Origin of the sequence: Sinorhizobium sp. BJ1 (assembly GCF_002531555.1) — a bacterium.
In the GTDB taxonomy this organism is placed as follows: Bacteria; Pseudomonadota; Alphaproteobacteria; order Rhizobiales; family Rhizobiaceae; genus Sinorhizobium; species Sinorhizobium fredii_B.
Genome location: NZ_NWTH01000048.1, coordinates 14,051 through 27,576 on the forward strand (window position 1 = coordinate 14,051; position 13,526 = coordinate 27,576).

At 62.2% G+C, this 13,526-nt stretch carries 14 protein-coding genes; 5 read left to right on the forward strand and 9 right to left on the reverse strand.

The genetic code is table 11. The features are described from left to right. Positions 1-178 precede the first annotated feature (178 nt). Positions 179-748 carry an S-(hydroxymethyl)glutathione synthase gene (gfa, locus tag CO676_RS31450; RefSeq protein WP_097523974.1) on the forward strand — a complete coding sequence of 190 codons (570 nt, stop codon included), beginning with the start codon at positions 179-181 and terminating at the stop codon, positions 746-748. A 194-nt stretch (positions 749-942) separates the two neighbouring features. Here the strand turns inward: gfa and CO676_RS31455 are convergent, their stop codons facing one another. Genes CO676_RS31455 through CO676_RS31495 form a run of 9 tightly spaced genes read right to left on the reverse strand, consistent with a single transcriptional unit; the run spans position 943 to position 10,122 of the window. Beyond that, positions 943-1,500: a thioredoxin family protein gene (locus CO676_RS31455; protein WP_097523975.1), complete on the reverse strand. Its 558-nt coding sequence runs from the start codon at positions 1,498-1,500 to the stop codon at positions 943-945. Between the two features lie 7 nt (positions 1,501-1,507). Then, positions 1,508-2,203: a ribulose-phosphate 3-epimerase gene (rpe, locus tag CO676_RS31460; protein WP_097523976.1), complete on the reverse strand. Its 696-nt coding sequence runs from the start codon at positions 2,201-2,203 to the stop codon at positions 1,508-1,510. Beyond that, positions 2,200-3,135, reverse strand: coding sequence for a CbbX protein (cbbX, locus tag CO676_RS31465; protein ID WP_097523977.1), 936 nt, complete (start codon positions 3,133-3,135; stop codon positions 2,200-2,202). The genes rpe and cbbX overlap by 4 nt, the downstream gene beginning before the upstream one ends. 12 nt (positions 3,136-3,147) lie before the next feature. Beyond that, positions 3,148-3,537 carry a ribulose bisphosphate carboxylase small subunit gene (locus CO676_RS31470; RefSeq protein ID WP_097523978.1) on the reverse strand — a complete coding sequence of 130 codons (390 nt, stop codon included), beginning with the start codon at positions 3,535-3,537 and terminating at the stop codon, positions 3,148-3,150. A gap of 26 nt (positions 3,538-3,563) precedes the next feature. After that, a complete protein-coding gene (locus CO676_RS31475) occupies positions 3,564-5,024 on the reverse strand; it encodes a form I ribulose bisphosphate carboxylase large subunit (RefSeq protein WP_097523979.1) in 1,461 nt (486 codons plus the stop codon). Between the two features lie 30 nt (positions 5,025-5,054). Next, positions 5,055-6,134: a class II fructose-bisphosphate aldolase gene (gene fba / locus CO676_RS31480; protein ID WP_097523980.1), complete on the reverse strand. Its 1,080-nt coding sequence runs from the start codon at positions 6,132-6,134 to the stop codon at positions 5,055-5,057. Between the two features lie 2 nt (positions 6,135-6,136). Beyond that, complete coding sequence (gene tkt / locus CO676_RS31485) at positions 6,137-8,182, reverse strand: transketolase (protein ID WP_097523981.1); 2,046 nt, start codon at positions 8,180-8,182, stop codon at positions 6,137-6,139. Positions 8,183-8,192: 10 nt separating this feature from the next. After that, the gene (locus CO676_RS31490) at positions 8,193-9,062 is read right to left on the reverse strand and encodes a phosphoribulokinase (RefSeq protein WP_097523982.1); all 870 of its coding nucleotides are present in this window, start codon (positions 9,060-9,062) and stop codon (positions 8,193-8,195) included. Positions 9,063-9,072: 10 nt separating this feature from the next. Next, positions 9,073-10,122: a class 1 fructose-bisphosphatase gene (locus tag CO676_RS31495; RefSeq protein ID WP_097523983.1), complete on the reverse strand. Its 1,050-nt coding sequence runs from the start codon at positions 10,120-10,122 to the stop codon at positions 9,073-9,075. A 106-nt stretch (positions 10,123-10,228) separates the two neighbouring features. Between CO676_RS31495 and CO676_RS31500 the strand changes: the two genes are divergently transcribed. The 4 genes from CO676_RS31500 to pqqC all read left to right on the forward strand — a co-directional run bounded on the left by CO676_RS31500 (position 10,229) and on the right by pqqC (position 13,474). After that, positions 10,229-11,170, forward strand: coding sequence for a LysR family transcriptional regulator (locus CO676_RS31500; protein WP_097523984.1), 942 nt, complete (start codon positions 10,229-10,231; stop codon positions 11,168-11,170). Positions 11,171-11,654: 484 nt separating this feature from the next. After that, the gene (gene pqqA / locus CO676_RS31505; protein ID WP_026187092.1) at positions 11,655-11,750 is read left to right on the forward strand and encodes a pyrroloquinoline quinone precursor peptide PqqA; all 96 of its coding nucleotides are present in this window, start codon (positions 11,655-11,657) and stop codon (positions 11,748-11,750) included. 45 nt (positions 11,751-11,795) lie between these two features. Next, positions 11,796-12,707, forward strand: coding sequence for a pyrroloquinoline quinone biosynthesis protein PqqB (gene pqqB / locus CO676_RS31510; protein WP_097523985.1), 912 nt, complete (start codon positions 11,796-11,798; stop codon positions 12,705-12,707). After that, on the forward strand, positions 12,704-13,474 hold the full coding sequence (pqqC, locus tag CO676_RS31515) for a pyrroloquinoline-quinone synthase PqqC (RefSeq protein WP_097523986.1): 771 nt from the start codon (positions 12,704-12,706) through the stop codon (positions 13,472-13,474). The genes pqqB and pqqC overlap by 4 nt, the downstream gene beginning before the upstream one ends. Positions 13,475-13,526 lie beyond the last annotated feature (52 nt).

Below are 13,526 nucleotides of genomic sequence, written 5' to 3' on the forward strand. Positions count from 1 at the left end.
AGCAATTCAATGGACTGCAGCGACCTTGTGCGTCTGAAAAGACGCACGGCGCTGTAGGCGCGGTCGCAGCGGTTCGACCTGAAAACCGACACTTTCCGCTATATTGCCGCCGGCGTCATTTGCCGTGATCCTGCTTTCTCGGAAGGACGTAAAGACGTTCAAGCGAGAGGAGGAACCAATGCTGAAGCTACATCCATCGATCGACAACGGCTTTCCGCCGGCCAGCCCCGGCTTTCACGGCGGCACGCTGAAATGCCAATGCGCCACCAATCCGGTGTCCGTTGAGATCGGTGCGCAGACGGCGCACAATCATGCCTGCGGCTGCACCAAATGCTGGAAGCCGGAGGGTGCCACGTTTGCTCAGATCGCCGTCGTCAGCCGTGACAAGGTGAATGTCGCCTCAGGCTCGGAGAAACTGCAGATCGTCGATCCGAGCGCGACGATCCAGCGCTACGCCTGCAAGGATTGCGGCACGCACATGTACGGCCGAATAGAGAACACCAAGCATCCCTTCTATGGCCTCGATTTCGTTCACACCGAACTCAGTGACGAGACCGGCTGGTCGCCGCCGGAATTCGCGGCCTTCGTTTCTTCAATTATCGAAAGCGGCGTCAACCCCGACCGGATGCCTGAAATTCGCACACGCCTGACGGAACTCGGACTGCAACCCTACGACTGCCTGTCTCCGACCCTGATGGACGCGATCGCGACGCATGTCGCCAAGCAGTCCGGCGCCCTGCCGGCCTGACATCCTTAAGTCGGCTACGATTTAAGAAAACATGCAGCAGGCCTCCGCCTCCTCCCTCGGACCCCGCCCGTGGCCTTCTTTCTGAAAGCCATCAAAACGGGCGGGGCCTGAGGCGGTTTCCTGAAAAGGGACCGAATAAAAAAGCCGTCCGATTCCCCGGCGCGGCCGAGCAATAGAATGGTTCCTTCCATGCCTCAGACTGGCATTTTCCATTTGATGGAGCAGCCGATCGAGGGCTGCTGTTCCGCCGGGCCTCTGCCGGTTCGCGAAACCATGACCATGGCCTCATAGAGGTCACGCCTCAGGTCGGCTGGTCCGATTTCCTTGCGAGAGGCGTCCAGCCGGCCGCGATATTGCAGTTCCATGTCCTTGTTGAAGCCGAAGAAGTCGGGCGTGCAGACGGCGCCATAAGCTTTGGCGACGGATTGGTCCTCGTCGTAGAGATAGGGAAAGGGCAGCATGTTTTGCGATGCGAAACGCTTCATATTGTCGAACGAATCCCGCGGATAGGCTTCGGCATCATTGGAGTTGAGCGCTACGAACCCAATGCCATGATCCTCCAGCTCGATCGCGTCCCGGACGATGCGGGCGATGACCGCTTTCACATACGGGCAGTGATTGCAGATGAACACGACAACCAGTCCGTTGGGCCCGGAAAAGTCCAGGATCGAACAGTCACGGCCGTCGGTATTCGGCAGGCGGGCATCGACGGCCTTCCAGCCGTAATCGCAGAGCGGTGGGTTCGCTGCCATGTCGCCGTCACCTTACCTTCTTAAGTGCCGCCAGCCTCGGATCGTCAGCGGCGGTGCGCAGGGCGATTATATTGCCGGCATAGGCCTCCTGGCCACCCCTGAAGACTGCCGAACCTGCAACGAGCACATCGGCGCCGGCCCGGGCGACGAGCGGCGCGGTCTCGGGTGTTACCCCGCCGTCGATTTCGATGAGGATCGGCCTCGCGCCGATCATCGCCCGAACGCGGGCCACCTTCTCGATGATCGACGGGATGAAGTCCTGGCCGCCGAAGCCGGGATTGACCGACATCAGCAGGATCAGGTCGAGCCGGTCCAGAACATATTCGATGACGGTTTCCGGCGTCGCGGGATTGAGCGACACGCCGGCCCTGCAGCCGAGGTCGCGGATCGCCTGCAGCGTCCGGTCGAGGTGGGTGGTCGCTTCGGCATGCACGGTGATGATGTTGCAGCCGACAACGGCGAAGGCCCCGAGAAATCGCTCGGCCGGCTCGATCATCAGATGACAGTCGAACACCTTGTCTGTTCGGTCGCGGATCGCTTTGATGACCGGCGGCCCGAAGGTGATGTTGGGCACGAAATGGCCATCCATCACGTCAAGATGGATCCAGTCGGCGCCGGCCTCGCAGACGGCCTCGACCTCTTCGCCGAGCCGGGAGAAATCGGCCGACAGGACCGACGGGGCTATGATGGTCTTCTGGCTCATGGCGATATCTCCGGATGATTGGGCTCGACGGTGCTGAACACGCGGCTGGCGGAAATGTCCCGAGCCGTGATGGTAGACAGCTGCTCGGCGTCGACCGGCCCGGCGCTTTCCTCGAACAGGCGGTTCGCCTGCCGCAGCCGGGCCCGGTCGAGCGCGTTGCGGATCGAGCGAGCATTGGCGAAATGCGGCTGGCGCCGACGACGGGAGATGTAGTCGCTCATCACGGCTGCCGCCTTGGTGTCGAAATGATAGCCCTGACGACTCAGCATGCTCTCGGCAATCGACAGGAGCTCCCCGTCGTTATAGTCGGGGAAATCGATATGATGGGCAATGCGCGAGCGGAAACCCGGATTGCTCTCGAAGAACCGATCCATGCGGTCGGCGTACCCGGCGAGAATCACCACCAGGTCGTCGCGATTGTTCTCCATCACCTGCAGCAGGATCTCGATCGCTTCCTGGCCGTAGTCGCGCTCGTTGTCCGGACGGTAGAGATAATAGGCCTCGTCGATGAACAGCACGCCGCCCATGGCCTTCTTCAGGATCTCCTTGGTCTTGGGCGCCGTGTGGCCGATATACTGCCCGACCAGATCGTCGCGCGTCACCGACACGAGATGCCCCTTGCGGATATAGCCGAGCCTGTGCAGCAGATCGGCCATGCGCAGGGCGACAGTCGTCTTGCCGGTGCCGGGATTGCCGGTGAAGCTCATGTGCAGCGACGGCGCCTCATGGCTGAGGCCCATTGCACGGCGGGCGCGCTCGACGAGCAGCAGGGCTGCCGTCTCGCGGATCCGCTGCTTCACGGGCTTCAGCCCGACGAGTTCCCGGTCCAGTTCGTCGAGGATCTCGGCGACGCCGGAGGCCTTGTATTCCTCAGCGAGGTCGACCGATGTCGGCAGGCCTTCGGCACTTGATGAAGCTTCCGCCATCGCCATCTTGCTGCTCCTCTACCGCTGCGTTTCCCAGGCATAGCGCTGGCTGCGACCGCGACTCTCTGTCCGGGTCATCCGCAACATCGGCTCGTTGTCGGGACGGTTGACGATGAAGGACATCGTCACGGTCTCCAAGCCGCGGCTGGAATCGAAGGCGTTGAGGCGGATGTAGTCCTGCCCGCGGGCCTTGCGGCAATCCTCCAATTCCATCATCACGCCCTTGGCGTCCTTGAGGTCGAACATCGGATTGCCCCACATTTCCCAGTAGGTGTTGCGCGGGTGCGGGTCGTCGGTATATTCGACGCCGATCGCCCATCCCTTGCCGAGGCAGTACTCCACCTGCGCCGTGATCTGCTCATCCGTCAGGTCCGGCAGGAATGAGAAGCATCCTTGGGTGATACGCATGTCGTCTCTCCTTTCTGTCATATCCGTCAGGCGACGCTTACGCTCGGCACGAAATCCGAACTGTCCGTCGGGGTATAGTTGAAGCTGATATTGCCCCAGGTATCGAGGGCGGCTTCCAGCGGCTTGCACCACTTGGCCGCGGCCCTCAAGATTTCAGGACCTTCATTGGCAATGTCGCGGCCTTCGTTGCGGGCAAGCACCATGGCTTCCAGCGCCACCCGGTTGGCTGTGGCGCCTGCCTGGATGCCCATCGGATGGCCGATCGTGCCGCCGCCGAACTGAAGCACGACGTCGTCGCCGAAAAGATCGAGCAGCTGGTGCATCTGGCCGGCATGGATGCCGCCCGACGCGACCGGCATGACTTTCTTGATGTCGGCCCAGTCCTGCTCGAAGAAGAGTCCGCGCTGAAGATCGACCGCGCTCTTCATTTCCCGGCAGACATTGTAGTAGCCCTGCACGGTCATCGGGTCGCCCTCGAGCTTGCCGACGGCGGTGCCCGCATGCAGATGGTCAACGCCGGCAAGCCGCAGCCATTTGGCGATGACGCGGAAGGAGATGCCGTGGTTCTTCTGCCGCGTGTAGGTGCCATGACCGGCCCGGTGCATGTGCAGGATCATGTCGTTCTGCCGGCACCATTCCGAGATCGACTGGATTGCCGTCCAGCCGATGATGAGATCCACCATGACGATGACCGAGCCGAGCTCCTTGGCGAATTCGGCGCGGCGGTACATTTCCTCCATCGTGCCGGCGGTGATGTTGAGGTAGTGCCCCTTGACCTCGCCGGTGACGGCGGAGGCGTGGTTGACGGCGTCCATGCAGTAAAGATAGCGGTCGCGCCAATGCATGAAGGGCTGCGAATTGATGTTCTCGTCGTCCTTCATGAAGTCGAGGCCGCCCTTCAGGCCCTCGTAGACGACCCGACCATAGTTCTTTCCGGAAAGTCCCAGCTTCGGCTTGGTGGTGGCGCCAAGCAGCGGCTTGCCGAACTTGTCGAGCCGTTCGCGCTCGACGACGATGCCGGTCGGCGGGCCCTTGAAGGTCTTCACATAGGCGACGGGAAGGCGCATGTCCTCAAGCCGTGCCGCCTTCAGCGGCTTGAACGAGAAGACGTTGCCGATGATCGACGCCGTCAGGTTGGCGATCGAGCCTTCCTCGAACAGGATGAGGTCGTAGGCGACATAGCAGAAATACTGCCCAGGCGTTCCGGGGACCGGATCGACCCGGTAGGCCTTGGCGCGATATTGGTCGCAGGCCGTCAGGCGATCGGTCCAGACGACCGTCCAGGTGGCTGTCGAGCTTTCGCCGGCAACGGCGGCTGCCGCCTCGATCGGGTCGACCCCCTCCTGCGGTGTAATCCGGAAGAGCGCGATCAGGTCGGTGTCCTTCGGCTCGTAGTCGCCGTTCCAATAGCCCATCTGCGCGTATTTCAGAACCCCGGCCCTGTAGCGTTCCTTGCCTTTGATTTCTGTCTTTGCATCGGCGTTCATGTCACAGTCCCTTTCTCTCGATGGATGTGGTCAGGCGGCCCGCGACCGCGCCGTCTGAGGTTTCAGGGAGCCGCTTGCGTAGCGTCGGGCCATCTCCGACATTGGTGCGACCTTGATGCGAGAAGCGTTGCCGGCGGTGCCGAAGGCCTCGAAGCGGGCCTTGCAGACTGCCGACATGGCGTCCATGGCCGGTTTCAGGAACTTGCGCGGATCGAATTCACTGCGGCTCGTATCCGCGACGCGGCGAAAGGCAGCGGCCGCCGCCAGGCGCAGATCCGTGTCGATATTGACCTTGCGCACGCCGAAGCGGATGCCGCGCACGATCTCCTCGAACGGCACCCCGTAGGTCTCGCGCATTTCGCCGCCATGGGCGTTAAAGACATCCTGCCACTCCTGCGGCACCGAGGAGGAACCGTGCATGACGATATGGGTGTCCGGCAGCCGGTTATGGATCTTCTCGATCACGTCCATGGCGAGCACGTCGCCGGTCGGTTTGCGGGTGAACTTGTAGGCGCCGTGCGAGGTGCCGATCGCCACAGCCAGCGCATCGACCTCGGTCTCGGCGACGAAGCGCGCCGCTTCATCCGGATCGGTCAAGAGTTGCGAACGATCGAGCGCGCCTTCGAAGCCGTGGCCGTCCTCGGCTTCACCATGGCCGGTTTCGAGCGACCCGAGGCAGCCGAGTTCACCCTCGACCGACGCGCCGACCATATGGGCCAGACGGCTCACCTCCGCAGTGACCGCGACGTTATAGGAATAGTCGGCAGGGGTCTTCGCATCCTCCCTCAGCGAGCCGTCCATCATCACCGAGGTGAAGCCGTGCTGGATCGCCGTGAGGCACGTCGCGACATCATTGCCATGATCCTGGTGGATGCAAAGCGGAATGTCGGGATACATCGCTTCAAGCGCTTCCATCATCTTGGCGAGCATGATGTCGTTCGCATAGGAGCGGGCGCCGCGGGAGACCTGAAGGATCACAGGCGCGTCGCAGGCGTGCGCCGCCTCCATGATCGCCAGCCCCTGTTCCATGTTGTTGATGTTGAATGCCGGCACGCCATAGGTCCGTTCGGCAGCGTGATCGAGCAATTGGCGGAGCGTGATGCGGGCCATGGTCAAGCCTCCTGTGATGAGCGGATGATGTCTCTGCCCGCCTGCCGGCGGACAAGCTTCAAAGCTTCGGCAACGACGTGGTCGGCGGTAATATCGAAATGGCGGTAGAGGTTTCCGGCCGGTGCCGAGGCACCGAAGCCGAGCATGCCGACGAAGGCACCGTCCGGTCCCATCCAGCGATCCCAGCCGAGACGGCCGGCCGCCTCGACAGCAACGCGCGGGGCATCTCCGAGGACATGCCTCTGATACGATGCATCCTGGGCTTCGAACTTTTCCCAGCAGGGCATGGAGACCACCGCCACTTCCATGCTCTCCTCGGCGTGCAAGCGGTCCGCTGCGGCAACGGCGATCTCGACCTCGGATCCGGTGGCAAGCAGCGTGATGTCGCGAGGTCCGCGCGCCTCCCTCAGGACATAGGCGCCAAGCGCTGAGAAATTCTCGTCGCCGTCCGTGTGGCGCAGCATCGGCAGGGCCTGCCGCGAAAGGGCAAGGACGCTCGGTCGGTCCTTTTCTCCAAGGGCGATTTCCCAGCATTCTGCCGTCTCGATGATGTCGGCGGGTCGAAAGACATTGAGGTTAGGGGTGGCACGCAGCATGGCCAGATGCTCGACCGGCTGGTGAGTCGGTCCGTCTTCGCCCAGCCCGATGGAATCATGGGTCAGCACATAGATGACGGGCAGGCCCATCAGTGCCGAGAGGCGCATCGCGCCGCGCGCATAGTCGGAAAACACCAGGAAGGTGCCGCCATAGGGAATGAAGCCGCCATGCAGGGCGATGCCGTTCATCGCGGCCGCCATGCCGTGCTCGCGGATGCCGTAATGCAGGTAGCGTCCCTTGAAATTGCCCGGCGCAATGGCTTGAGTCTGCGACGTCATCGTCAAATTGGAGCCGGTCAGGTCGGCGGAGCCGCCAACCGTCAAAGTCGTCGCCCCATTGATGACCTCCAGCACCATTTGCGAGGCCTGCCTTGTTGCGACCTTGGAGGCTCTCTTGCGATGCGAGGCCCGGAACTTTGCCAACAGAGGGGCGACGTCATCGCCCAGCTCTCTGCCGACGGTCTGTTCGTAGCGCTTCTTCGAGCGCGACGCGTCGAGGCGGATTTCCCATGCCTCGCGGGCCATCCGGCAGCGCAGCGCCACCCTCTCCCATGCCGACTTGATCTCGGGCGGCACAAAAAATGGCGGATGGGACCAGCCAAGTTTTTCCCGCGTCGCCGCGATTTCCTTGTCGCCGAGCGCCGCCCCATGGGTCTTGTGGGAGCCCTCCATGCTGGCCGCCCCCTTGCCGATCCGGGTTCGGCAGGCAATCAGCGACGGCTTGCGGGTCCGGCGCGCTCGCTCGATTGCCTTGGCCACGGCCTCAGGGTCGTGACCATCGACGCGTTGCGCATCCCAACCGGCGGCGCGGAACCGGGCAAGCTGGTCCATCGAGGTGGAGAGGTCGGTCGAACCGTCGATCGATATCCGGTTGTCATCCCAGAGCACGACCAGCTTGCGCAGCTTCAGATGCCCCGCAAGGTCGATTGCCTCGTGGCTGATGCCCTCCTGCAGGCAGCCGTCGCCGGCCACCACATAGGTGAAGTGGTTGCAGAGCGAGCTGCCGAAGCGGGCGGCCATCATCTGTTCGGCAATCGCCATGCCGACGGCCGTGGCGATGCCCTGGCCGAGCGGGCCGGTGGTGGTCTCGATACCGAGGGCGTGGCCGTATTCGGGATGGCCGGCGGTTTTCGACCCGAGTTGGCGGAAGGCCGAAAGCTCGGCCATCGGCATATCGGCAAAACCGATCAGGTGATGGATGGCATAGAGCAGCATCGAACCATGGCCGGCCGAAAGCACGAAACGATCGCGATCCGGCCAGTCGGGAAGCGAGGGATCGATCCTGATGAAGCGGTTGAAGAGGACGGTTACTGCATCGGCCATGCCCATCGGCATGCCAGGGTGGCCGGAATTGGCCTTCTGCACTGCATCCATGGCAAGAAACCGGATCGCATCGGCCATGTTCCGTTCCGATGCGGCGGCACGAGTTTCGATCTTCTGCGAAACGTTCATGGTGTCCTCCTCACGACATGCGGTGTTTGCGCTCGAGCAGCTTGTGGATGAGCGGCGTGAAAATCAGCTGCATGGCGAGATCGAGTTTGTCGCCCGGCACCACGATGGAATTGGCGCGCGACATGAAGCTGTTGTGGAGCATCGACAGCAGGTAGGGAAAATCGATGCTCTGCGGTTTGGCGAAGCGGATGACCAGGATGGATTCGGCCGGCGTCGGTATCCAGCGGGCGATGAAGGGATTGGACGTATCGACGATCGGCACGCGCTGGAAATTGATGTCCGTCAGGGAAAACTGCGGGCAGATGTAGTGGACATAATCCGGCATGCGCCGCAGGATGGTGTCGGTCACGGCCTCGGTGGAATAGCCGCGCGTTGCCTTGTCGCGATGGATCTTCTGGATCCATTCGAGGTTGATGACCGGAACGACGCCGATCTTCAGATCGCAGTGCTGGGCGAGATTGACCGTGTCGGTGACGGCGCAGCCATGCAATCCCTCGTAGAACAGCAGATCGCTGTCGCTGAATTCTTCCCAATCGGTAAACGTGCCCGGTTCCGCGCCGTATTTCGCGGCCTCATCGTCGTCATGCACGTAGTGACGGGTGCGGCCGACGCCGCGCCTGCCATATTCGGCAAAGACGCTTTCGAGGATTTCCAGTTCGTTCGCCTCGGCGGAGAAATGCGTGAAGTCGACGCCTCGGGCTTTCTCGTCGGCGATCTTGCGCCGCATGGTTTCCCGGTCGAAGCGGTGGAAGGCATCGCCTTCGATGAACGATGCCGAAATGTTCTCGCGCTTGAAGATCTTCTCGAACGTGTCCTTCACGGTCGTGGTGCCGGCGCCGGACGAGCCGGTGATGGAGATGATCGGGTATTTGGCTGACATGCTGGTCTCCTCAGGCCCGGAACAGACCGCGCTTGCCGAAGAGCGGGGCGCGTTCGCCAATCATGTTGGGGTCGACGTGATAGCGGGCGACGCGCGCTACCTCGCGGCGCGAACCGAAAGCTAGCGGCACACGCTGGTGCAGGTTTTCCGGAACGAGATCGAGAATGCGCGTGACGGAAGTCGTGGCAGCGCCGCCGGCGTTCTCGATGATGAAGGCGATCGGGTTGGCCTCGTAGACAAGGCGCAGCCTGCCGTGATGGTAGCCTTTGCGGCCGTCGGCGGGGTACAGGAAGATCCCGCCGCGTACCAGGATCCGGTAGGTATCGGCTACCAGCGAGGCGATCCATCGCATGTTGAAGTCCCGCTCGCGCGGCCCCTCCGAGCCTGCCAGGCAGTCGTCGACATAGAGCCGGATCGCTTCTTCCCAGTGTCGGTAGTTCGACATGTTGATGGCGAACTCGCTGGTGCGCTCCGGGATGTTGACCGACTTGTAGCCCTGTACGAAGCATCCAAGCCGGCTGGAGAAGACGAAAATCTCCGTGCCCTTGCCGAGCGACAGTACCAGCGCGGTTTGTGGTCCGTAGAGGAAGAAGCCGGCCGCCAGCTGCCGGCGTCCGGGCTGCAGAAAGGACTGCGATGGGTCCGCGCCCGGCCCCTTGACGGCGGGCAGTACGGAGAAGACGGTGCCGATGGAGACGTTGGTGTCGATGTTCGACGAGCCGTCGAGCGGATCGATTGCAACCGCGAGACGCGCATTCGGATCAAGCAGGACGGGATTGTCCAGCTCCTCAGACGCGTAACAAGCGACCGGTGCGCCCTGCAGGCATGACAGGAACAGGCCGTCGCATACAACGTCTAGCTCTTTCTGCAGGTCGCCGTCGGCATTGCTGCCGCCGCGGGTGCCGCTGAACGCCGGGCCGAGCGCTCCCAGGTTGACGAGTTTGCGCACATCGAGGGCGGCCGTGGCCAATCTTTGGATTACTGCGGTCACTTCCCGTGCGATGTCGTCGCCATGGGCCGTGCATGAGGCAAGATAAGCCTCGAGAGTTGCGCCTGACATGATGTCTCCTCCCACACAATGTCCAGCGAAGGATGGCGCAAACGGAGAGTTTGTAAAATTTATTCAATTGACTTTTGAAGTTAGTTTTACTTATTCTAATTCCGTTATGCGCAATGTAACCCTTCGCCAACTTCGCACCGTTGAGGCCATTTGCAGGCTTGGGAAGATCAATCTTGCCGCTGAAGCTTTGGGTCTGACTGGGCCGGCGCTCACCCTGCAGATCCAGCAACTGGAACGGGATGCCGGTATTTCGCTGTTCGACAGGACGCGCAGCGGCATGGTTCCGACGGAATACGGTCTCGCTTTCCTCGAGGCAGCGCGGGCGGTTGAAGACAGCCTGGTGGGCCTTGGGGATTCGATCGGTGCGATAAAAGGGCTGCGGACCGGGCGATTGCGGCTTGGCGTCGTGTCGACCGGAAAGTATTTCGCGCCGCAACTGATTGCCGCCTTCCGCAATGAGCTTCCGGCAATCGAGATCAATCTCTTTATCGGCAACCGCGCCGAGATCATTGCCAAGCTCAGAGATCATGAGGTCGATATCGCGCTGATGGGGCGGCCGCCGCGCGATTTCGAGGTGCGCGCACAGGTCTTCGGCGATCATCCGCTGGTCTTCATCGCCCCGGCCGGTCACGCGCTCGCGGGCGTCCTCGAAATTTCGCGAGAGCGGATTGCGCAGGAACAGTTTCTGGTGCGCGAAAGGGGCTCGGGGACGCGTATCTCGCTCGAGATCTTTCTCAGCGACACGCCGCACAAGCTGGAGGAACTCGGCACGGAGATCGGTTCGAACGAGACGATCAAGCAGGCCGTCATCGCCGGCCTGGGGATCGCCTTCATCTCGGCCCATACCATCGAGCAGGAGGTGAAGCTCGGCCGACTGGTCATACTCGACGTCGTCGATACGCCAATCCGCCGGCAATGGTTCAGCGTATCGCGCTCGGACCGTGCCACCACCCCGGCGATGCAGGCTTTCGAGCGATTCCTGCTTGCGTCGGGCGCGCGATACCTGCCGGTGGTCAGTAAGCCCTATCCCGCCAACGCGTTTCGTTAAGACGCCTGTAGCCAGCGCCGGGAAGGTCCTCGGGCACCCAGCCGGCATTCCGTGAGAAGATCGGCGGCTATTGGACATTGGCGCTTGCAGCCGCGGCTCCCTGCGGGCAGAATTGCCACCTAGGTCTTAATTGCCGGCCCCTACCTGGTCCGCTACCATTCGGCATGAAGAGGGAGGTGCCTCATGCTGCTTTCGGTCGTGGCCCCCAGTCATACTGTGCAGGGTCGTTGAGCCGGTTTCCGGCTGGGGCTCTCGCCGTTGGATACATTGCCATCCGGCGAGCGTGCTTGCCGCGCGAAGTGGATTTGCGAAAAGCCTGGCGGCAGCGCCGCCGCCGGGCCTTGCCGGCGCAGCGGAAAGCCGTTCCGGCTCTGTCACCCAAGCTTCGCTCCTGGAGCGAAGCTTGCCTCATGCTTGCCCTGGCTGGGAGGCGCCTGCAAAGACCGGAGCGAGCATACAGTTGGATAAAGCGCATGGAGGAAACATGTCCTGGCATAAACCGAAATTCATCGAAGTGAGCTGCGCAATGGAAATCACCCGCTACGCTCCCGCGGACGGCGATGAGCCGATCCTCTTCTGAGACTGATCTCCAAGACGATCGGCTCACAACGCATCAGGTAGCCCGGTGAAGGAAAAGTCCGGTCTTCGCATCATCATTCTGGGGACCGCCGCTGGCGGCGGTCTTCCACAGTGGAATTGCGGCTGTCTCAACTGTACGATGGCGCGTGATCCAGCCTCCGGCCTCAGGCCGCAGAGTCAATCGTCGCTGGCGGTAAGCCTCGACGGCGAGACATGGGCGGTCTTCAATGCCTCTCCGGACCTCCGCCAGCAAATTCAGGACAATCGCCCGCTGCAGCCCCGCCGTCTGCGCCACAGTTCGATCAAAAGCGTCGTGCTGACCAATGGCGACATCGATCATCTGGCCGGACTGCTCATTTTGCGGGAAAAACAGGCGTTCACCGTTTTCACGACCGGCGCAGTCAGCCGGATCCTTGCCGAGAATTCCATCTTCGGCGTTCTCGATCCGGAACTCGTTTCAAGGACGATCGTCGCGATCGAGGGAACTTTCTCTCCGCTTCCCGGTCTTCAGGCCCGGCTCTTCACGGTTCCCGGCAAGGTGCCGCTCTTCCTCGAAAGCGGCGAACCGGATCTCAACGTCGAGGGCGAAAACACGGTCGGAGTAGAGCTCAGAGCCGGCACCAGGCGCATTTACTATATTCCGGGATGCGGCATGCTGACCGACTCCCTTACCGCGCGCCTCAGCGATGCCGACGTCGTGTTTTTCGACGGTACGCTCTTCAGCGACGACGAGATGATCGCCACCGGCACGGGGCAGAAGACCGGCCGCCGCATGGGCCACATGCCGATCGGCGGCGACGGCGGCAGCCTCGATGCACTCGCGGCGTTGAACATCCGCAGAAAGATCTACGTCCACATCAACAACACCAACCCGATCTGGCGGCCCGGCACCGAGCGCGAGCTCGTTGAAAGCCGCGGCTTCGAAATCGGCTTCGACGGCATGGAGGTCCGGCTTTGACGACGGCAGTTGACAGGCAGGCATTTCACTCCCGCCTTCTGGAGATCGGCAAGGACCGCTACCACGACAAGCATCCCTTCCACGGGATGCTGCATGGCGGCCGCTGCACGATGACGCAGGTGCGGGCGTGGGTCATCAATCGCTACTACTACCAGAGCCGGATCCCAATGAAGGACGCCGCCTTCCTGTCGCGCTGCGACGACCCGGACCTGCGTCGGGCATGGCGCTCGCGCATCGAGGACCATGACGGCGGCGTCGATGAAGGCGGCGGCATCCGCCGCTGGCTGCGTCTCGCCGAAGCCGTCGGCCTCGATCCCGGCTATGTCGCCTCGACACGGGGCGTGCTGGCGTCGACCCGGTTTGCCGTCGACGCCTATGTCTCGTTCGTGCGTGAGAAGCCCCTCCTCGAAGCGGTGGCCTCCTCGCTGACCGAGCTTTTCGCGCCGAAGATACATTCAGAACGGATCGCCGGGCTTCTGGAGCACTATGCGTTCGCCGACGACGCGGCGCTCGCCTATTTCCGCCAGAGGCTGGCTGAGGCCCCTCGCGATGTCGAGTACGGTCTCAACTATGTCCTTGATCACGCCGACACGAGGGAAAAACAGGATGCAGCCGCTGCGGCGCTGACGTTCAAGACGGATGTTCTGTGGTCCCAGCTCGATGCGCTCTATTCAGCCTATGTGACGCCAGGCCGCATTCCGCCGGGTGGCTGGGACGGCCGGGAAGGCGTGGTCGGCAAAGCGATATCAACTGAGGCGGCTGAGTAATGGAAAAGTCAAGCCGCTTTTCGGTTGGGATCGAATGCCTGTCTGGATCGGA

Bases quoted from the DNA above. Each gene is read 5' to 3' on its own strand.
- gfa (WP_097523974.1), top strand. From the start codon at position 179: ATGCTGAAGCTACATCCATCGATCGACAACGGCTTTCCGCCGGCCAGC.
- cbbX (WP_097523977.1), bottom strand. From the start codon at position 3,135: ATGGCGATGGCGGAAGCTTCATCAAGTGCCGAAGGCCTGCCGACATCG.
- CO676_RS31470 (WP_097523978.1), bottom strand. From the start codon at position 3,537: ATGCGTATCACCCAAGGATGCTTCTCATTCCTGCCGGACCTGACGGAT.
- tkt (WP_097523981.1), bottom strand. From the start codon at position 8,182: ATGAACGTTTCGCAGAAGATCGAAACTCGTGCCGCCGCATCGGAACGG.
- pqqA (WP_026187092.1), top strand. From the start codon at position 11,655: ATGTCCTGGCATAAACCGAAATTCATCGAAGTGAGCTGCGCAATGGAA.
- CO676_RS31490 (WP_097523982.1), bottom strand. From the start codon at position 9,062: ATGTCAGCCAAATACCCGATCATCTCCATCACCGGCTCGTCCGGCGCC.
- rpe (WP_097523976.1), bottom strand. From the start codon at position 2,203: ATGAGCCAGAAGACCATCATAGCCCCGTCGGTCCTGTCGGCCGATTTC.
- CO676_RS31455 (WP_097523975.1), bottom strand. From the start codon at position 1,500: ATGGCAGCGAACCCACCGCTCTGCGATTACGGCTGGAAGGCCGTCGAT.
- CO676_RS31475 (WP_097523979.1), bottom strand. From the start codon at position 5,024: ATGAACGCCGATGCAAAGACAGAAATCAAAGGCAAGGAACGCTACAGG.
- CO676_RS31500 (WP_097523984.1), top strand. From the start codon at position 10,229: ATGCGCAATGTAACCCTTCGCCAACTTCGCACCGTTGAGGCCATTTGC.
- fba (WP_097523980.1), bottom strand. From the start codon at position 6,134: ATGGCCCGCATCACGCTCCGCCAATTGCTCGATCACGCTGCCGAACGG.
- CO676_RS31495 (WP_097523983.1), bottom strand. From the start codon at position 10,122: ATGTCAGGCGCAACTCTCGAGGCTTATCTTGCCTCATGCACGGCCCAT.